The following is a 17413-nucleotide window of genomic DNA, read 5'->3' as shown; positions in this document are numbered from 1 at the left end:
GACCGCATACGGTAAGAACATCGCGCCGCGTATCGCTGCGCATCTCGATGTCGCGCAGATCAGCGACATCACCGCCGTCGATAGCGCCGATACGTTCGAACGCCCGATTTACGCAGGCAACGCGATCGCGACGGTTCAATCGACCGATCCGATCAAGGTCATCACCGTGCGCGCGACGGGCTTCGATCCGGTGGCGGCGGAAGGCGGCAGCGCATCGGTCGAAAAGATCGAAGCCGCAGCCGATGCAGGCATCTCGCAGTTCGTGAGCCGCGAAGTGACGAAGCTCGATCGTCCGGAGTTGACGAGCGCGCACATCATCGTGTCGGGCGGCCGTGGTCTCGGTAGCGGCGAGAACTACACGAAGACGCTCGAACCGCTGGCCGACAAGCTCGGCGCGGCGCTGGGTGCATCGCGTGCAGCGGTCGATGCGGGCTATGTCCCGAACGATTTTCAGGTCGGTCAAACAGGGAAGATCGTCGCGCCGCAGTTGTATGTCGCGGTCGGTATCTCGGGCGCGATTCAGCATCTGGCCGGCATGAAGGACAGCAAGGTCATCGTCGCGATCAACAAAGACCCCGAAGCGCCGATCTTCAGCGTGGCCGATTACGGTCTCGTCGGCGATCTGTTCACGCTCGTGCCCGAAGCGACTCGGGCACTCTGATTCCCGGCCCGATGGCACTGTTCGAGTTCGACGGCAAGGCGCCGCGCATCGATGCATCCGCATACGTCCATCCGAGCGCCGTCGTGATCGGCGACGTGACGATCGGCGCGCGCTGCTATATCGGCCCGCATGCGAGCCTGCGCGGCGATTTCGGCGCGATCGTCGTCGGCGAGGGCAGCAATGTGCAGGACGGCTGCGTGCTGCATGTCGGCATCGGCGAGACGTGCGTGCTCGGCGCGAACAGCCACGTCGGCCACGGTGCGATCGTGCACGGCGCGACGCTCGAACCCGACACGATGATCGGCATGAACGCAGTCGTGATGGATCGCGCGATCATCGGCGCGAGAACGATCGTCGCGGCCTGCGCATTCGTGAAGACTGGCTTCGGCGTGCCGCCCGGCGTGCTGCTGGCCGGCGTGCCGGGCCGTATCGTGCGCCGTCTGAGCGATGCGGAAATCGACGCAAAAGCCAACGGCACGCGCATTTATCAAAAGCTCGCGGAAGACTGCCTGCGCACGATGAAACCGCTCTCTGGCTGAGCGCAGAGAAGCATTCGAGTCATGCGGGCGACAACGCCCAACCTCGTGAGACGACATAACGAATGATTCAGATCCTCGACGAAATCACGCTTTCGCCCGAGCGCATCGAGCACGTGCTGACGATGCTGCGCGAGCGCTACCTTCCGACCCATGAGGCGCGCGGGCTGACGCTGGCCGGCCGCTGGGTGTCGCCGCCGGTCGCGATTCCCGGGCATATGAACACGCTCTGGCTCGCGTGGCACATCGACGACGCACCCGCCTACTACCGGATGCGCGCGAGCGCGAATGCCGACGTCGCGGGCTTCTGGGCCGCCGTCGACGCGATCTGCGAAGGGCGGCGGCGTCACGTGATGACCGATGCGGATGCGCCGCTGGCGTCGCCGGCATCGTCATCGTCATCGGAGGACAGCCATGCGGCATGAAACGGCTCAGGTGTTCGTCGCGCCGAACGCGGACGCGAGCGCGATCGAACCGGCGCTGCATGCACGGATGGCCGCGCTGCCCGGACTGCGGCGCGTGAGCGTCGGCCGCAATCTGGAAGGAAGCTGGGGCGCGGGCGCTTACACGCTCGACCTGCTCGCCGCCGATCACGCGCCCGATTTTGGCGCCGCTGTCGCCGGTCTCGCACATGTGCCGGGAGTGGCGCGGGTCGATCGCGTCGTCAGCGTCGGCATCGGCGGCGGCCTGCGAACGCCCGGGTTGCGCGAAGGCATCTGGCGCACGCTGATGCTGCGCGTCCGGGAGCACGCGAGCGACGCGAATGTCGCGGCGCTCGAGCAGGCGTTGCTTCGGATGCCTGATTATATGCCGGGCATCCGCAACTGGCGGCTTGCGCGCGTCACGTCGTCGTCCACATGGACGCACGTTTGGCAACAGGAATTCGCCCGCGTCGACGATCTGCTCGGCGAGTATCTGATGCACCCGTTCCACTGGGGCCGGGTCGACCGATGGTTCGACGTCGAATGCCCCGAATGGACGGTGGCGGCGATCTCGCACGCGTTCTGTCCGCTCGGCGCAAGTCTGCTCGCCGATACGACGAATTAACTCAAACAACGGAGACACCGCGATGAAAGCCATCGTCATCGACCGCGTCGGCGGTTCGGACGCAATGAAACTGGCCGACCTGCCGATGCCCGTGCCGGGGCCGGGCGAAGTATTGATCCGCGTCGCGTATGCCGGCGTGAACCCGGCCGACTGGAAATGCCGCGAAGGCTATCTGGGCGCGTTCATCGAGTACACGTTCCCGTTCGTGATCGGCTTCGATGCCGCGGGCGCCGTTCAGGCATCGGGCGACGGCGTCGACGGTCTGCCGCCCGGCACGCGCGTGTTCGCGCAGACCGATGTCGGCGCGGGAAAGTGGGGCGCGTATGCGGAATACGTCGTGGTGCGGCACGACTCCGTGGTCCCGATTCCCGATGGCCTGAGCTTCGCGGAAGCCGCCGCAGTGCCGACCCCGGCGCTTGCCGCATGGGCCGGCGTGTTCGACGACGGCGGGTTACGAGGCGGCCAGAAGCTGCTCGTCCACGGCGGCGCGGGCGCGGTCGGCATGTTCGCGATCCAGCTTGCGAAGCACGCGGGCGCCGATGTCGCCGCGACTTGCAGTGCGGCGAATCGTCAGTATGTCGAATCGATCGGATGCGATCGCAGCATCGATTACCGTTCGGACGATATCGGGCATGCGCTGCGTGCGTGGGCGCCACGCGGCGTCGATCTGGTGATCGACGCGGTCGGCGGCGGCACGCTGCCCGACCCGCTCGGCATGCTCGCGCCCGGCGGGATGCTCGTCAGCATCATGACGCTCGCCGCCGCCGACGCCGGGCGACTGGCCGCAACGGCCGACGAAGCGGCGCGACGCGGTCTGCGCGCGACGACGACGTTCAGTCGCATGCCGTCCGGCGAACGGCTCGGTCAGATCGCGGCGCGACTCGCGCGGCGGCAACTGCGGGTCCCGCGAATCGAAAGCGTGCCGTTCGGGCAGGCCGCCCGCGCGCTGGACCTCGTTCAGTCGGGGCAGGCGAAGGGGAAACTGGTGCTGCACATCGCGGACATCGGCGGGTGACTGACGGCGTTCCGACCGGGCGACGCATCGAGCCCCGCCAAGGGGCTCGCCGATGCCTCAACCGCCGACCGCCTTCACGACAAACTGGCTCGTCGGCAGCACGTCGATCCTGTCGAAATCGATGAAGCGCGCGCAGCTCTCCATCATCCGCTCCACGTTGCGCTGGAACTTCGCCTCGTCGCCGACGGCGTCGAAGAATGCATGCGGATCGGTCATCGCCGCGGCCGGGAAGCATTCCTCGACGATCGCGTCGTACCCGGGCGCCGCATGCGTGAGCGCGCGCACGACGACGTTCTGCACATAGGCGAAGTTATCCTGCGTTTCGATCGCGACCTTCGTGTGATGGTTCTGCCAGACGTCGAGCCACGTTTCGTGCGTGAGGCGTGGCGGCCTTTGCAGGAACGCGAGCTGCGCGAACCCGGCGGTGCGCTCGCCCGCCTTCGCCGGAAAGCGCGTATTGCAGACCGGCTGCGACTCGCTGACGAGGTACGCGGCCATGTGCGGCACGACGGCGCGCACGGCATCGTCGAAGGACTGGCGGAACATCGCGTTCGCGCTGTCGATCCAGACCGACGCCGTGCCCTCGATGCCCGGCCGCGTATTGACCTGCCGCAGCGCCGCGGCGGGCTCGACATCGGCATCGGCGACGTTGATCTGCACGCCGTGCGCGCCGAGCGACAGCAGCTTGTCGGCGAGCTGCGCGCGCACCGTGCGGCTCCATCGATCGGGCGGCGTCTGCGCATCGCGCCACAACACGTAAATCACTTTCTCCATTGCACCGGCTCCAGTTGGGTAAGACGGGACAGGCGGCATCGCCGCCGGGTTCAGGATGCGGCGGCCTCTGGCGCGACGGGCGCGAAGCGGTTCGCGGTCAGCGAGAACGACGGCGGAATCGGCGAGGTCACGCTTTCGAACAGACGCTCGTGGCGCGTCGCGTGAATGCGCCATACGCCGCCTTGCTTCACGTACTGATCGTCGTAGAACGCGGTGCCGTGCAGCAGAAAGTTCTCTTCCAGATTGATCGCGTGATCCTGCAGGAACCACACGCCGCACGCATGGTTCGCCGACACGAGCGTGAGCTCGGGGTGATGGCCGTGATGCATGGTCAGGAAGGTCGGCTTGCCGATCAGCTCGCGCAGGCTCGACACGAACGCGTCACGGCCGTCGTACGCGTAGCGGCCGCCATACAGGCGCGCTTCGCAATCCTCGGTCAGGCATTGCGCGAGCAAGGTCCAGTCGTGCGTGTCGATCGCGCGGAAGTAGCGATATTTCAGCTGGCGGATCTGCTCGAATTCGTGGAGCGTCCGGAGGGTCTCGTCCATTGCCGTGTCTCTCGATGGTATCGGCCGATGGTAGGAACGAACCCGCCCGTGCGGCATCGTCCGAACGGGTGATGGCCCGGCTTCGCCGCGCCGCTACCTTGACGTCGACGCATCGCATTCGCCTGCGTCCGGACCCTGGGAGACGGCATGACGTCGATGGAAGAACTGGAGGCGCGGCTGCGCAGGCTGGAGGACGCCGACGCGATCCGCCGCCTGAAAGCGCGCTATTTCACCTGCTGCGACCGCAAGGACCCGCAAGGCATGCGCGCATGTTTCGCGCCCGGCGCGGTGCATATCGACTACGGCCGCATCGGTGTGTTCGGAAACGCGGATCAGCTCGTCGACGTGTTCGAGCGGCTCGGCTGCCATGCACATGTCGTCGAGATGCATCACGGCGTGAACCCCGACATCGTGGTGCTCGACGCCATGCATGCGCGCGGCACCTGGGGCCTGCATTACCAGATGATCGACACGAACGCGCGCACGCTCACGCAGCTCGGCGCGTATTACGAGGACGAATACCGAAAGCTCGATGGCGCGTGGAAGATCGCCGCGACGCGCTGCGTCGTCACGTCCACGCTTTGCGCGCGCTACGACGGCGACGCGCCCGCCGTGCTGTTCGCGGGCGCGCAGCCGCCGGCGGCATGACAACGGAGACAACGAACATGACACAGCACAAGGAGCGCATCGTGGCGGTCGTCACGGGCGCGTCGCGCGGCGCGGGCAAGGGCATCGCGAGGGCGCTCGGCGCGGCGGGCGCGACGGTCTACGTGACCGGCCGCTCGCAGAAGGAAGGCGACGCGCCGCTGCCCGGCACGATCCACGAAACGGCGCGCGAGATCGACGCGCTCGGCGGGCGCGGCATCGCGGCGCCGTGCGATCACGCCGACGACGCGCAGGTGAAGGCGCTGTTCGAGCGTGTCGAGCGCGAGAGCGGCCGGCTCGACATCCTCGTCAACAATGCGACCAGTCTGCACGACCAGTTGATCCTGCCCGGCCCGTTTTGGGAGAAGCCGCTCGATCTCGTCGATATCCTCGACGTCGGCCTGCGCTCGGCATACGTCGCGAGCTGGTGCGCCGCGCCGCTGATGACGAAGCGCCGCGGCGGTCTGATCGCGTTCACCTCGTCGTTCGGGGCGAGCTGCTACATGCACGGCGCCGCGTACGGCGCGCAGAAGTCCGGCGTCGACAAGTTCGCGAAGGACATGGCCGTCGATCTGAAACCGTTCGATGTCGCGGCCGTGTCGATCTGGATGGGGCCGCTGCGCACCGAGCGCACGACGCGCGTCTGGGAAGAACACCCGGATCTGTACAAGGATTTCGCGCTCGTCGCGGAGAGCCCGGAGTTCACGGGGCGCGTGATCGAGGCGATTTATCGCGATCCGCGGCGCATGACGTTGTCGGGGCAGGTGCTCGTCGGTGCGGAAGCGGCGCTTGGCTACGGCATCGCCGATCTCGACGGCCGGCAGCCGCCGTCGTATCGGGAGCTGCTCGGCGGGCCGGTGCAGGCGCATCCGGCGATCGTCGCGTAGCACGCGCGTACGGACCGGGGCCCGGCTGCCAGGAAAGGCGGCGATCGTCACCGGCTGATCGCCGCGCAAGGCGTGTGCGTCGTGATCGCGGACGTGCGCGACGACGCGGCGGCCCGCCCGGGAAACTCGCCCGCGCTGCCCGCCGACCGATTCGCGTTTGTCCCTAGTCGAAACGGACGATGGCCTGCGCCCCGGCGGCCGCTACCGTGGAGTCATCCGCCGCGACGCCATCCGCGCCGGGCGCCGAAGCGCAAATGCGGCAGATCAGGAGGAGACGATCATGGGACAGAGGCTTCTCAAGCTGGGCGCGCTCGTGGCGGGCACGCTCGCCGCCATCGCGATGACGCGTTACATGGCGACTCCGGTGGCGCCGTCCTATGCGCCCGACACCGTGCAGTGCCACGCGATCGATGCGCAGGACGCGCCGTCCGGCTGCGTGGCGATCGACCCGGCGCGCTTCGGCTTCGCCGCGTTGCGCGGCATGTAGCCGGGCTCGCGCGCGAACTTTTTCATATCGAATCCCTATTCCATGTCATTCGAATACGCGTCGACCCGCCCCCTGCACAGCCGCGACGTCCGCGATTGGGACGCCGAGCATGACGTCGTGATCGTCGGCTTCGGCGCGGCCGGCGCGTGCGCGGCGATCGAAGCCGCGACCGCGGGCGCCGACACGCTGATCGTCGAGCGCGCGTCGGGGCCCGGCGGCACGAGCGCGCTGTCGGGCGGCGAAATCTATCTGGGCGGCAGCGGCGGCACGCCCGCACAGCGGCAGGCGGGCTTTCAGGACGGCACGGAGGACCTGTTCCGCTATCTGATGCTGGCGGGCGGCCGCGACGCCGACGAAGCGAAGGCGCGCCTCTACGCGGAGCAGAGCCTCGCGCATCACGACTGGCTGGTCGCGCAGGGTCTTCCGTACAAGAACACGTTTCTGCCGCAGCGGATGGTCGAGCCGGAAACCGACGACTGCCTGATCTGGTCCGGCAGCGAGGAAGCGTGGCCGTTCAGCGATGCGGCGAAGCCCTGCCCGCGCGGCCATACACCGCAATGGCCGGGCTGGGGCGGCGGGCAGTTGCTGATGAACGTGCTGGCCGCGCGCGTGCGGGCGCTGGGCGTCGCGGCGCGCTACGACGCGCGCGCGCTCGCCCTGATCGTCGACGACGCGGGCGCGGTATGCGGCGCGGTGCTGCGTACGTCGGGCCATACCGTCTGCGTGCGCGCCCGGCGTGCGGTGATCCTGTGTGCGGGCGGCTTCGCGATGAACCGCGACATGGTGCGCCGCCACGCGCCGATGCTGCTGCGCTCGGACGATCCGATCGGCAGCCCCGGCGACGACGGCTCGGGCATCCGGATGGGAACAAGCGTGGGCGGGACTGCGATCCACATGGACGAGGGCTTCGTCAGCCTGCCGTTCTACGCGCCCGAATCGTTGATCAAGGGGATTTTCGTCAACGCGCGCGGGCAGCGCTTCATCAACGAGGACTGCTACCACGGGCGCATCGGCCATCACGCGTTGCAGCAGGCGGGCGAGCGCATCTATCTGCTCGCCGATCAGGCGACCTATCAGGCGCCGCCCGCGTTCACGCGGATCGGCATCGCGGCGGCGGGCGAAAGCTGGGAAGAGGTGGAGCGCGACCTGCGGATGCCGCCGGGCACGCTGAGCGCGACGGTGGACGTCTACAATCGCCATGCGGCGGCGGGCGCCGATCCGCTGTTCCACAAGTCGGCGAAGTGGCTCAAGCCGCTCGACGAGCCGCCTTTCGTCGCGCTCGACTGCCGGATCGACTACGCGTTCTATCCGCATTTCACGCTCGGCGGGCTCGATACGCTTCCGACCGGACAGGTCGTCGACGCAACGCGCACGCCGGTGCGAGGGCTTTACGCGGCGGGGCGCACGGCCTGCGGGTTGCCGAGGTCGGGCGCGGGCTACAGCTCCGGGCTGTCGCTTGCCGACGCCACGTTCTTCGGCCGGCAAGCCGGGCGTCACGCGGCGGGCGGGACATGAGCCCGAACCCGAACCCGGCGAGCTGAAGCGCGCTCGCGCGGCCCGCCCGTTCCATTCGTTGGTATCGTAGGCATTTTTACGATGCCGGGACGGGCTGACAGCGATGCCCAGACACAATCCGACGCTCCAGCGCAGCCAGAAGGCGCCCATGACCCGCACGAGGCGGCGTCTTCTGATCATCGGCGTGATCGTTCTGCTGGCTCTCTTCGGCTGGGTGATGACGATCGTGGTCGAACCGGCGTTCCAGCGCACCATCGTCATGACGAGCGGTGCGGATCACGGCATCTATCGCGGCTTCGCGGATCGCTATGCGCCCATCCTGAAGCACGCGGGCATCAAGCTCGATATCCGCAGTTCGTCCGGCTCGGTGGAAAATTACGAGCGGCTGAGAGACCCTAAGAGCGTCTACGACGTCGGCTTCATCCAGTCTGGCACCACGCGCCCTAAAGACACCGACGATCTGCAGACGATTGCCGCCGTGTCGTACGAACCGATCTGGGTGTTCTATCGCGGCGACGCCACGATCGACCGGCTCTCGCAACTGCGCGGCAAGAAGATTTCGATGGGCGTGCCCGGCAGCGGCCTGCTCGACGTCGCGCAGTCGTTGCTCGGCTATGGCGGCGTCACGAGCCAGAATTCCACCCTGCTGCAAATGGATGCGCCCGCGGCTTATCAGGCGCTCGAAAGCGGGCAGATCGATGCGGCTTTCTTCATCGGCAGGCCCGACGCCGAGATGCAGAAGACGCTGCTGAACAGCGATCTCAAGTTGATGAGCTTCGCTCAGGCCGACGCGCTGGCTCAGAAGATCCCGTCGCTGTCGAAAATCGTCTTGCCGCGCGCCTCGGCGAACGTCGCTGAAGATCGGCCGCGCACCGACGTCACGTTACTCGCGGCAACGGCGCTGCTCGTATCGAAAGACACGATGCATCCGGCGCTGATCTATCTGCTGCTCGACGCGGCCCGCAGCGTCCACGGCCACGAAGATTACTTCACGCCGCTCGGCACGTTCCCGAACACGAACACGGAAGAATTCCCGATCTCCGACGAAAGCGTTCGCTACTTCAAATCCGGCCAGCCGTTCCTGTACCGCAATCTGCCGTTCTGGCTCGCGAGCCTGATCGAACGGCGGCTGTTGATCCTCGTGCCGTTCGCGGCGCTCCTGATCGGTCTGATTCAGGCGTTGCCGCGCATGCTCGAAGCGCGGATGAAAAAGCGGCTCGTGGTGTGGTACCGCGAGATCAAGTCACTGGAAGACGAAGTGTGGAGCAGCAGCGAGCCGACCCGCTCCCAGATCGCGCAATGGAGCGAAGAGATCGAAAACATCGACGCGAACGCGAGCCGGATACGGATTCCGTATCGCTATTTTCAGGACGTGTATGCGCTCAAGCAGGCGATCGGCGTCGTGCGGGACCGGATCGCGCATGTCGCGCAGAGAGCGACGGAATAGCGGCAGGTCCGCGCACACGCACCGAACGCCGCGCGTTCACCGACGCGCTCAGGGCGCATCCGCCACGACGTTCTGCCGCCGGGCGACCTTCTGCCTCTGTAGCGATGGAGGACGTTCGGTCAGGCTGGACGCCGCGTCCTCGTTCGCGATACCCGCGGCCCGGAACCGACGCCGATACTCGGCCGGCGTCGCGTGCTTCGAGGCTTTGAACTGCCGGTTGAAGTTGGCGACATTCGCGAAACCCGACCGGGCCGCGATGACGGAAACGGGCAGGGACGTGTCGCCGAGCATCCGGCACGCATGCCCGATGCGCACGCGGGCGATATACCGTCCGACGCTCTCGCCGATATGCTGCACGAAGTATCGCGTCAGCGTGCGTTCCGACAGGCTGGCCGCTGCACAAAGCTCCGCAAGCCGCAGCGGTTCGGCGAAGCGGGCATCGATCATCGACAGTACGCGGTTGATCCGCTCGGGCTCGTGGCCGGACGGGCCCGTGTTCGTCTGATTGAAGGCGCTCGGCGAAGCGAGCGGATGGCCGGGCGCGTCGCCCAGCGCGCACAGGATGTCGAGCGCCGCGCTCAGGCGTTCGCGCGGCGCGTTCGAGAGCAGGGGCGCGAGGCGGCCGCGCATCCATTCGCCGGCTGGCGGCTCGAAGGCCAGTCCGCACGCGGCGCGGCGCAGAAGCTTGCGCAGCGGCTCGTATTCGCGGCAGCAATCGGCCATGCGCCGCGCCCACGCGCCGTCGAACCAGATGACGATGGCGACCTGCGGCAGGGCGGGATCGATCGACCGGTTCGATGACCACGTATGCGGCAAATCCGGCGGCACGAGGACTAGATCCTCGGCCTGATAGTCGTTGACCGAGTCGCCGATGTAGCGCTTGCCGTGGCTGTTCATCGTCAGCGTCAACTCGTACTCCGGATGGTGGTGCCATTCGAACGGAATACGCGCGAGCCGCCGATGGTAAACCCGGACCGAACAATCCTCGCCGAATTCCACATGCTCGTAGGCTGGTTTCATGGCCGAAAGCGCAAATGAATTGCCTGAATAGTATCACTCGCGTTCGTGTGCGCGTCTTATGCTTTTCGCACGGAAATTTACACGGAGACGATCATGGCGCTGAACATCGATGACTTGCCCGGCGCGATCCGCCAGGCGAAAAAGGAGTTGCGCGCAGCGCTGCCGAACTATCGCGAGGTCTTCGCGGAAGTCGAAGCGGCGATCGGCGAAGAGGCGAAGCGAATCGCCGCGCAGCGCGATCGCGGGGAAGACGTCATTCCCGAGATTCAGTTCGCCGATATCCGGGAGCAACGCGTGACCGCCGAGCAGATCGCGCTCGTCAAATCGCGCGGCGCCTGCGTGATTCGCAATGTCTTCCCTCGCGAGCAGGTGCGGAACTGGGACGACGACATCGCTCAATATGTCGAGCGGAACCGTCTCGACAAGCGCCTCGAAAACCGCGCCGAAGATAAATACTTCGGGCAATTGGCATCGAGCAAGCCGCAGATCTACGGCGTGTACTGGTCGAAGCCGCAAGTGCTGGCCCGTCAGTCGGAGTCGCTGACCGCCGCGCGCGTCTTTCTCAACAAGCTCTGGCGCAACGAAAGCGAAGGACGCGTCCACTTCGATCCGGAGCGCGTGCCCGTCTATGCCGACCGGCTGCGTCGGCGGCCGCCCGGCTCGGCGTCGCTGGGCCTGTCGGCGCATTGCGACGGCGGCTCGGTCGAACGCTGGATCGAAAGCAATTTCCGCAAGGTGTATCGCCATGTGTTCTCCGGCCACTGGCGCGACTACGATGCGTTCGACGCCGCCTTCCGGCCGGATGTGGAAGAGATCGCATCGCCTGCCGTCTGCTCGATGTTCCGCACGTTCCAGGGCTGGACCGCATTGACGCCGCAAGGCCCGGGCGACGGCACGCTGCAACTCGTGCCCATTGCCGACTCGATGGTGTACATCCTGCTGCGCGCCCTTCAGGACGATGTCGCCGACGATGATCTGTGCGGCGCGATGCCGGGACGCGCGCTCTCGATCAAGCCGGAATTTCACGCGCCGCTGTTCGAGGCGCTTTCGTCGATCCCGAAGATGGAGGCGGGCGATACCGTGTTCTGGCACAGCGACGTCATCCACGCGGTCGAAGACGAGCACAAGGGCGCGGGTTACAGCAACGTGATGTACATCGCGTCCGCGCCCGCATGCGCGAAGAACGATGCGTATCTGAAGCGTCAGTTGCCGAGCTTCCTGAAAGGCGAAAGCCCGCCCGACTTTCCGGCGGATCACTTCGAAGTCGATTTCACCGGCCGGGCGACGCCCGACGACCTGACACCGCTCGGCCGGGCTCAACTTGGGTTCGACCTGTAACCCGCGAGGGCGCGCGTGAATGGGTCGCGCCATCCATAAATAAAAATTCGGAGACTGCAATGAAACACACACTGACGTCGGCCGCGGCGGCCGTCGCGCTGTTCATCGCCGGTACGCATGCGGCGCTGGCCGCGGAACAGATCTCGGTCCTGCACTGGTGGACGTCCGGCGGCGAATCGAAGGCCATCCGGGTGCTCAAGGACGACATGAGCAAGCAGGGCTATGAGTGGAAGGACTTCGCGGTCGCGGGCGGATCGGGCACGGCGGCCATGACGGCGCTCAAGACGCAGGTGATCTCGGGCAACGCGCCGTCTGCCGCGCAGATCAAGGGGCCATTGATTCGGGACTGGGCGGATCAGGGTGTGCTCGTGACGATCGACCCGGCGGCGACCGACTGGAAAAGTCACATCCCCGCGCCGATCGACAGCGCCATGAAGGCGGACGGTCATTACGTGGCGGTGCCGTTCTCGGTGCACCGGATCAACTGGCTGTGGATCAACAAGACCGATCTCGACAAGGTGGGCGGCGCGCCGCCGGCGACGTGGCCGGAATTCTTCGCGCTCGCCGACAAGTTTCGCGCAGCGGGCATCACGCCCGTCGCGCACGGCGGTCAGCCGTGGCAGGACATGACGATCTGGGAGACCGTCGTGCTGTCGCAGGGCACGGACTTTTATCGCAAGGCGCTCGTCGATCTCGATCAGAAAACGCTGACGTCGCCGCAGATGGTGCAGGTTTTCGAGACCGTGCAGAAGATTCGGTCCTACTTCGACAAGGCCTATCACGGCCGCGACTGGAATCTCGCGACCGCGATGGTGATTTCCGGCTCGGGCGGCATGCAGTTCATGGGCGACTGGGCGAAAGGCGAGTTCGCCAACGCGAACAAGAAGGCGGACGCCGACTTCATCTGCGCGCCCGCGCCCGGCACGTCGAATGCCTACACGTACACGGCGGATGCGTTCGTGTTCTTTCAGCAGAACGGCAAGAAGGATGCGACGCCGGGACAGCTCGCGATGGCGAGGACGATCATGTCCCCTGCGTTTCAGGAGCAGTTCAGTCTCAACAAGGGTTCGATACCCGTCCGGCTGGATGTGCCGATGGACAAGTTCGACAGTTGCGCGAAGAAATCGCGCGCGGACGAGCAGGCGACGATCAAGTCGGGCGGCTTCCTGCCTTCGCTGGCCTTCGGCGAACTTCAATCTCCGGTGACGGCCGGCGCAATCACCGATGTCGTGACGAATTTCATGAACTCGAACGAGGACGCGAAAGAGGGCGTGCGCAAGCTCGCCGCCGCGGCGAAGGTCCGCTGAGCGACCGGCAAAGCTCACTTACGAAAGGAGGCAGACATGGATCCCGTCGCCAAACGGAAATGGCCGCGTTCCGGGCTCGAAACAACCTTGATGGGCTTCGGCGCCGCGCCGATCGGCAACATCTTCAGACCAATTAGCGAGGAAGATTCGGCCGCCCTGATCAAGGCAGCGTGGGACGCGGGCGTGCGTTACTTCGATACCGCTCCGATGTACGGTCACGGACTGAGCGAAGCGCGCTGCGGGCAGGGCCTTCGATGGTATCCGCGCGATCAGTTCGTGCTGTCCACCAAGGTCGGGAGGTTGCTCAGACCGCGCAAGCGCGCCGAGATCGACTTCGCGCCGTGGGTCGACGGGCTGCCGTTCGAGACGGTCTTCGACTACAGCTACGACGGCACGATGCGCTCGATCGAGGACAGTCTGCAGCGCCTGGCTGTAGAGCGTATCGATATCGCGTTGATCCATGACATCGATGTCTTCACTCACGGACAGCGTCAGCCCGAGATGTTCGAGGCCGCGATGGCGGGCGCATCGAAAGCGCTGCTCAAACTTCGCGACGAAGGCGTCGTGAAGGCGGTCGGGCTCGGTGTCAACGAATGGCAGGTCGCGCACGAGGCCATTCGCCGGCAGGACTTCGATTGCCTGCTGCTGGCTGGCCGTTACACGCTGCTCGAACAGGACGCGCTGGACGGTTTTCTGCCGCTGTGCGAGACGCAACAGGTGTCGGTCATTCTCGGCGGCGGCTATAACAGCGGCATTCTCGCGACGGGAGCCGTGCCCGGCGCGAAATACAACTACGCGAGCGCGCCGGAGGACATTCTCTCGCGTGTGCGCAAGATGGAGCAGGTATGCGAGGAATTCGCGGTCCCGCTCAAAGCCGCGGCATTGCAATTCGTCCTCGGACATCCCGCCATCCCGACGAATATTCCGGGTGTGCGCACGGTGGCGCAACTCGACGACAACCTTCAGACCTTCAGGACGACGATACCGGCGGAGTTCTGGGCCGAACTGAAGCGCCGCCGGTTGATTCGTGAGGACGCGCCGACGCCTCGATAGCGCGGCCGTCGTTCGCTCGTTCGCTCGTTCGTGATTCTGATTCAGTTCACCTGTGCGGGCGCGTTTTTCGAGCGAGCCTTGCGCGGCCGGTCGCGCAGCAGCAGGGGCATCAGACGGCGGTTGGCGGTCTGCGCGGCCCATTCGCAATACGCGGCGCTGCCGAGCACCCAGCCTTCGAGCGTGGACTGCATCAGCTTGTCGACCTCGCGTTCGTCGAGAGGCTGTGCGACCCGCTCGCGGTAGGCATGGTGACGTTCGAGCGCCGTATTGCCGAGCGCCCGGTACAGCGGATGGTCCTTGATGAAGCGATCGACACGCAACCCGATGTGGTGCGTGTAGCTCGACCATCGATAGTGTCCCGGCTCGGCTACGAGGCGCCTGCGCACCGGTGCGTGATCGATGACCTGGCTCGCGAGCAGAAAGTAACGCTCGGGCTCGATCACGGTCGCCCGGTACTCGCCGCGCCACATCGTGCCGCGGCGTCCGTGGCGGCGGTTGAAGGTCTCGACATAGCGACGGCCCACCGCCTGCAGCGCCATGGCCACGCTCGACTCGTATGAAGGCGTGACGAGGAACTGGATCGCGTCGGGCATGAGCACCCACGCGTGGATTGCCAGATCGGCGACGCGCGCCGCGTCCGCGAGACAGGCGAGGAAGTACAGGTAGTCTCCTTCGTCCAGGAAGGCGGGCCCGGTGAGCCCTTGCAAGATAACGTGCTGCGGTTGCTCTGGGACGTAATGCCGTGCAAGCCGTGTCATGCTGAATGAACTGGAAGTCCGAGGGGAAAAGCGATCCGACGAGTATCGGATGCGTGACGTGGATTCAGGACGAAATTCTATCGGCCGTGGGTGTGCGTTTGCATAGCGAACAGAGCTTTGTTCTGGCCTCTGTTCGTCGATTTGACGAACGCGCGCCGCTTCTCTCTTATGACACCGCCTGGAGGGATCGATGAGACGCGCTCTTCTGCTCTGTGCGCTCACGCTTCTGAGCGGCGGCCTTCATGCGGACGATTCGCTGCAAAACCGCGGGCACGATCCGTTCTTTCAGATTTCGTCGGCGCTCGCGCATTGCCCCGAACCGCTCGGACCGCGCGTGAGCGAGGCGGAGTGGAAGGGCGAGTCGCATCATCGCGTGGAGCATGGCGGCGATTGCTGGCTGGAAGGCCGATGCCGCTTGCCCAGTGCGTTCGAATACGACGACGAAATTGCGGAGTCGACGCGCCGGCGTCTGCAATGGCTGTCATCGAGCCTGCCGGCGTGGCGACACAGCACGTTGTGGATCACGGTCTACGAGCGGTGGATCGTCGTGCAAGGCTGTGTGGCCGATGATTTCCCGACGGGCGCTTTCTTTTCGGCGCTGCGCGAGGTGCCCGACGTACTCGACGTTTCCGACGAAACGACTGCGCATCCGCAACGCAAACTGCCTTACCCGCCGTTCAGGAAGCAATGACGCCGCATTCGCCGGCTGCGTACCTTCGTGCTGCATACTCTGGAATCGCACCGACCGCCGAGAACATCGACATGGCTACCGACCTTGCACGATCCTGGCTGACCCGCAGCGCACCCGTGGCGGCCGCGCAGGCCGCGGGCCGTCCCGTCGTGGCGCTGGAATCGACCATCATCGCCCACGGCATGCCTTATCCCGAGAACATTCGCACCGCGCGCGAAGTGGAAGCGCTGATTCGCGATGCCGGGGCCGAGCCCGCGACGATTGCCCTGATCGGCGGGCGCATCCGCATCGGCGTGACGGACGACGAGCTCGAACTGCTCGGCCGTTCGGACCGGGTCCACAAGGTCAGTCGCCGCGATCTGCCTGCCGTGCTGGCGAGCGGCGAGCCCGGCGCCACGACGGTGGCGGGCACGATGATATGCGCCGCGCTGGCGGGCATCGAGGTATTCGTCACCGGCGGCATCGGCGGCGTGCACCGGGGCGCGCAGGAAACCTTCGATATCTCGGCCGATCTGCAGGAACTCGCGACGACCTCGGTGACGGTGGTCTGCGCCGGCGCGAAGTCGATCCTGGACATCGGGCTCACGCTGGAATATCTGGAGACGCACGGCGTGCCGGTGCTGAGCTGCGGGCAAGACAACTTTGCCGCGTTCTATACGCGCGACAGCGGCTTTCGCGCGGACTTCAGGCTGGACGATGCGGCGCAGCAGGCCCGCTTCATCCGCACCAAGTGGGACTTGGGCCTCGCGGGCGGCGTCGTGTTGAGCACGCCGGTGCCGGAAGCATCGGCGATGGCGGTCGAAGAGATCGATGCGCTGACACGCCAGGCGCTCGTCGAGGCGACGGCGCAAGGCATCACCGGCAAGGCGCTGACGCCCTTCGTGCTGGCCCGCATCCACGCGCTGTCGAACGGGAGCAGTCTGTCGACCAACATCGCGATCGTGAAACACAATGCCGAAGTGGGGGCGAGACTGGCCTTGGCGCTGGCACACGCAAAGCGCGGGCCGGGCGAAGCCTAGCGGCCTTTACTGTCACGGGCGTGACGATATCGCATGCTGTTTCAGCAAAGGAGAGGCGTACATGGCAGCACTGTCCGGGCAGCGCATGAACTCGCAGATTCCGGCAATCGTTCCCGCGCGAACCGCGCTCGTCGTCATGCATTACCAGACCGATATTCTCGGGCTCTTTCCCTCAGTCGCGCCGTCCTTGCTCGCCAATACGCGCACGCTGTGCGACGCAGCGCGGGCCAGGGGCGTCGGCGTTTATTTCGCCAATCTCCGGTTCGGCCCGGGCTACCCGGAAGTCAGCCCGTTGAACAAGAACGGGCAGGGAATCAAGCGGCTCGGTCTCTTCACCGACGACCGGACCGCGCCGGAATTGGCCCAGCAGCCCGACGAGCCGCTCATCGTCGCGCACCGGGCCAGCGTGTTCTTCGGCACCGGTCTGGAGGCACGGCTTCGCGCACGAGGTGTGGACTCGCTGATCATGGTCGGCATTGCGTCGACCGGGGTCGTGCTGTCGTCGGTCGCGTATGCGAGCGACGCCGACTTCCGCCTGTACACGGTCAAGGACTGCTGCTACGACCCGGATCAGGTGGTGCACGAACATCTGTTCTCCACCGCGTTCGATTCGCGCACGACGGTGCTGTCGCTCGCGGATGCGTTGCCGCTGCTCGCCTAGCCGC

General features: G+C 66.0%; 20 protein-coding genes. 16 read left to right on the top strand and 4 right to left on the bottom strand.

The window, feature by feature from the left end:
- From U4Y90_RS27060 to U4Y90_RS27040, 5 genes are all read left to right on the top strand, one after another.
- A partial coding sequence (locus U4Y90_RS27060) for an electron transfer flavoprotein subunit alpha/FixB family protein (protein ID WP_321799219.1) occupies window positions 1-661 on the top strand: 661 nt, incomplete at its 5' end.
- A gap of 11 nt (window positions 662-672) precedes the next feature.
- A complete protein-coding gene (locus U4Y90_RS27055) occupies window positions 673-1200 on the top strand; it encodes a transferase hexapeptide repeat family protein (RefSeq protein WP_321799218.1) in 528 nt (175 codons plus the stop codon).
- Between the two features lie 62 nt (window positions 1201-1262).
- Window positions 1263-1622, top strand: coding sequence for a hypothetical protein (locus tag U4Y90_RS27050; protein WP_321799217.1), 360 nt, complete (start codon window positions 1263-1265; stop codon window positions 1620-1622).
- Entirely contained in the window at window positions 1612-2244 is a 633-nt protein-coding gene (locus U4Y90_RS27045) for a Dabb family protein (RefSeq protein ID WP_321799216.1), read from the top strand. Before U4Y90_RS27050 ends, U4Y90_RS27045 begins: the two co-directional genes overlap by 11 nt.
- A gap of 22 nt (window positions 2245-2266) precedes the next feature.
- Window positions 2267-3259 (top strand): NADP-dependent oxidoreductase, encoded by a 993-nt coding sequence (locus U4Y90_RS27040; protein WP_321799215.1) that lies wholly within the window; start codon window positions 2267-2269, stop codon window positions 3257-3259.
- Window positions 3260-3316: 57 nt separating this feature from the next.
- On the opposite strand, the gene U4Y90_RS27035 is transcribed toward U4Y90_RS27040, so the two are convergent.
- Window positions 3317-4033, bottom strand: a complete 717-nt coding sequence (locus tag U4Y90_RS27035) for an EthD domain-containing protein (protein ID WP_321799214.1) — start codon at window positions 4031-4033, stop codon at window positions 3317-3319.
- 50 nt (window positions 4034-4083) lie between these two features.
- Window positions 4084-4581, bottom strand: a complete 498-nt coding sequence (locus U4Y90_RS27030) for a nuclear transport factor 2 family protein (RefSeq protein WP_321799212.1) — start codon at window positions 4579-4581, stop codon at window positions 4084-4086.
- Between the two features lie 147 nt (window positions 4582-4728).
- On the opposite strand from U4Y90_RS27030, the gene U4Y90_RS27025 reads away from it, so the two are divergent.
- The 5 genes from U4Y90_RS27025 (at window position 4729) to U4Y90_RS27005 (ending at window position 9562) form a co-directional block, all read left to right on the top strand.
- Window positions 4729-5229: a nuclear transport factor 2 family protein gene (locus U4Y90_RS27025; protein ID WP_321799211.1), complete on the top strand. Its 501-nt coding sequence runs from the start codon at window positions 4729-4731 to the stop codon at window positions 5227-5229.
- Between the two features lie 17 nt (window positions 5230-5246).
- The gene (locus U4Y90_RS27020; protein WP_321799210.1) at window positions 5247-6113 is read left to right on the top strand and encodes an SDR family NAD(P)-dependent oxidoreductase; all 867 of its coding nucleotides are present in this window, start codon (window positions 5247-5249) and stop codon (window positions 6111-6113) included.
- 280 nt (window positions 6114-6393) lie between these two features.
- Complete coding sequence (locus U4Y90_RS27015; protein ID WP_321799208.1) at window positions 6394-6600, top strand: hypothetical protein; 207 nt, start codon at window positions 6394-6396, stop codon at window positions 6598-6600.
- 42 nt (window positions 6601-6642) lie between these two features.
- The gene (locus tag U4Y90_RS27010; protein WP_321799206.1) at window positions 6643-8115 is read left to right on the top strand and encodes an FAD-dependent oxidoreductase; all 1473 of its coding nucleotides are present in this window, start codon (window positions 6643-6645) and stop codon (window positions 8113-8115) included.
- 148 nt (window positions 8116-8263) lie between these two features.
- Window positions 8264-9562 carry a TAXI family TRAP transporter solute-binding subunit gene (locus U4Y90_RS27005; protein ID WP_321799204.1) on the top strand — a complete coding sequence of 433 codons (1299 nt, stop codon included), beginning with the start codon at window positions 8264-8266 and terminating at the stop codon, window positions 9560-9562.
- A 48-nt stretch (window positions 9563-9610) separates the two neighbouring features.
- Here U4Y90_RS27005 and U4Y90_RS27000 read toward each other — a convergent pair whose 3' ends face one another.
- Window positions 9611-10582 (bottom strand): helix-turn-helix domain-containing protein, encoded by a 972-nt coding sequence (locus U4Y90_RS27000; RefSeq protein WP_321799203.1) that lies wholly within the window; start codon window positions 10580-10582, stop codon window positions 9611-9613.
- Between the two features lie 93 nt (window positions 10583-10675).
- On the opposite strand from U4Y90_RS27000, the gene U4Y90_RS26995 reads away from it, so the two are divergent.
- From U4Y90_RS26995 to U4Y90_RS26985, 3 genes are read left to right on the top strand one after another with little or no spacing between them, the layout of a single operon-like run.
- The gene (locus U4Y90_RS26995) at window positions 10676-11920 is read left to right on the top strand and encodes a DUF1479 domain-containing protein (RefSeq protein ID WP_321799202.1); all 1245 of its coding nucleotides are present in this window, start codon (window positions 10676-10678) and stop codon (window positions 11918-11920) included.
- Window positions 11921-11979: 59 nt separating this feature from the next.
- Window positions 11980-13227, top strand: a complete 1248-nt coding sequence (locus tag U4Y90_RS26990; RefSeq protein ID WP_321799200.1) for an ABC transporter substrate-binding protein — start codon at window positions 11980-11982, stop codon at window positions 13225-13227.
- Between the two features lie 36 nt (window positions 13228-13263).
- Window positions 13264-14280: an aldo/keto reductase gene (locus U4Y90_RS26985; protein WP_321799198.1), complete on the top strand. Its 1017-nt coding sequence runs from the start codon at window positions 13264-13266 to the stop codon at window positions 14278-14280.
- A 41-nt stretch (window positions 14281-14321) separates the two neighbouring features.
- On the opposite strand, the gene U4Y90_RS26980 is transcribed toward U4Y90_RS26985, so the two are convergent.
- Window positions 14322-15038: a transposase gene (locus U4Y90_RS26980; RefSeq protein WP_321799196.1), complete on the bottom strand. Its 717-nt coding sequence runs from the start codon at window positions 15036-15038 to the stop codon at window positions 14322-14324.
- 190 nt (window positions 15039-15228) lie between these two features.
- Between U4Y90_RS26980 and U4Y90_RS26975 the strand changes: the two genes are divergently transcribed.
- The 3 genes from U4Y90_RS26975 (at window position 15229) to U4Y90_RS26965 (ending at window position 17409) form a co-directional block, all read left to right on the top strand.
- On the top strand, window positions 15229-15729 hold the full coding sequence (locus tag U4Y90_RS26975) for a BON domain-containing protein (protein WP_321799195.1): 501 nt from the start codon (window positions 15229-15231) through the stop codon (window positions 15727-15729).
- Between the two features lie 71 nt (window positions 15730-15800).
- Entirely contained in the window at window positions 15801-16748 is a 948-nt protein-coding gene (locus tag U4Y90_RS26970) for a pseudouridine-5'-phosphate glycosidase (RefSeq protein ID WP_321799194.1), read from the top strand.
- Window positions 16749-16809: 61 nt separating this feature from the next.
- Window positions 16810-17409, top strand: a complete 600-nt coding sequence (locus U4Y90_RS26965) for an isochorismatase family cysteine hydrolase (protein WP_321799193.1) — start codon at window positions 16810-16812, stop codon at window positions 17407-17409.
- Window positions 17410-17413: the final 4 nt, after the last annotated feature.

The sequence above is a fragment of the Caballeronia sp. J97 genome (genome assembly GCF_905220305.1).
In the GTDB taxonomy this organism is placed as follows: Bacteria; Pseudomonadota; Gammaproteobacteria; order Burkholderiales; family Burkholderiaceae; genus Caballeronia.
This window is presented reverse-complemented; position numbering and strand designations above follow the sequence as displayed.

Bases quoted from the DNA above. Each gene is read 5' to 3' on its own strand.
- U4Y90_RS26975 (WP_321799195.1), top strand. From the start codon at position 15,229: ATGAGACGCGCTCTTCTGCTCTGTGCGCTCACGCTTCTGAGCGGCGGC.
- U4Y90_RS26965 (WP_321799193.1), top strand. From the start codon at position 16,810: ATGGCAGCACTGTCCGGGCAGCGCATGAACTCGCAGATTCCGGCAATC.
- U4Y90_RS26990 (WP_321799200.1), top strand. From the start codon at position 11,980: ATGAAACACACACTGACGTCGGCCGCGGCGGCCGTCGCGCTGTTCATC.
- U4Y90_RS27035 (WP_321799214.1), bottom strand. From the start codon at position 4,033: ATGGAGAAAGTGATTTACGTGTTGTGGCGCGATGCGCAGACGCCGCCC.
- U4Y90_RS26970 (WP_321799194.1), top strand. From the start codon at position 15,801: ATGGCTACCGACCTTGCACGATCCTGGCTGACCCGCAGCGCACCCGTG.
- U4Y90_RS27040 (WP_321799215.1), top strand. From the start codon at position 2,267: ATGAAAGCCATCGTCATCGACCGCGTCGGCGGTTCGGACGCAATGAAA.
- U4Y90_RS27005 (WP_321799204.1), top strand. From the start codon at position 8,264: ATGACCCGCACGAGGCGGCGTCTTCTGATCATCGGCGTGATCGTTCTG.
- U4Y90_RS27020 (WP_321799210.1), top strand. From the start codon at position 5,247: ATGACACAGCACAAGGAGCGCATCGTGGCGGTCGTCACGGGCGCGTCG.
- U4Y90_RS26985 (WP_321799198.1), top strand. From the start codon at position 13,264: ATGGATCCCGTCGCCAAACGGAAATGGCCGCGTTCCGGGCTCGAAACA.
- U4Y90_RS27055 (WP_321799218.1), top strand. From the start codon at position 673: ATGGCACTGTTCGAGTTCGACGGCAAGGCGCCGCGCATCGATGCATCC.
- U4Y90_RS27045 (WP_321799216.1), top strand. From the start codon at position 1,612: ATGCGGCATGAAACGGCTCAGGTGTTCGTCGCGCCGAACGCGGACGCG.
- U4Y90_RS27000 (WP_321799203.1), bottom strand. From the start codon at position 10,582: ATGAAACCAGCCTACGAGCATGTGGAATTCGGCGAGGATTGTTCGGTC.
- U4Y90_RS27010 (WP_321799206.1), top strand. From the start codon at position 6,643: ATGTCATTCGAATACGCGTCGACCCGCCCCCTGCACAGCCGCGACGTC.
- U4Y90_RS27015 (WP_321799208.1), top strand. From the start codon at position 6,394: ATGGGACAGAGGCTTCTCAAGCTGGGCGCGCTCGTGGCGGGCACGCTC.
- U4Y90_RS27050 (WP_321799217.1), top strand. From the start codon at position 1,263: ATGATTCAGATCCTCGACGAAATCACGCTTTCGCCCGAGCGCATCGAG.
- U4Y90_RS27025 (WP_321799211.1), top strand. From the start codon at position 4,729: ATGACGTCGATGGAAGAACTGGAGGCGCGGCTGCGCAGGCTGGAGGAC.
- U4Y90_RS26995 (WP_321799202.1), top strand. From the start codon at position 10,676: ATGGCGCTGAACATCGATGACTTGCCCGGCGCGATCCGCCAGGCGAAA.
- U4Y90_RS26980 (WP_321799196.1), bottom strand. From the start codon at position 15,038: ATGACACGGCTTGCACGGCATTACGTCCCAGAGCAACCGCAGCACGTT.
- U4Y90_RS27030 (WP_321799212.1), bottom strand. From the start codon at position 4,581: ATGGACGAGACCCTCCGGACGCTCCACGAATTCGAGCAGATCCGCCAG.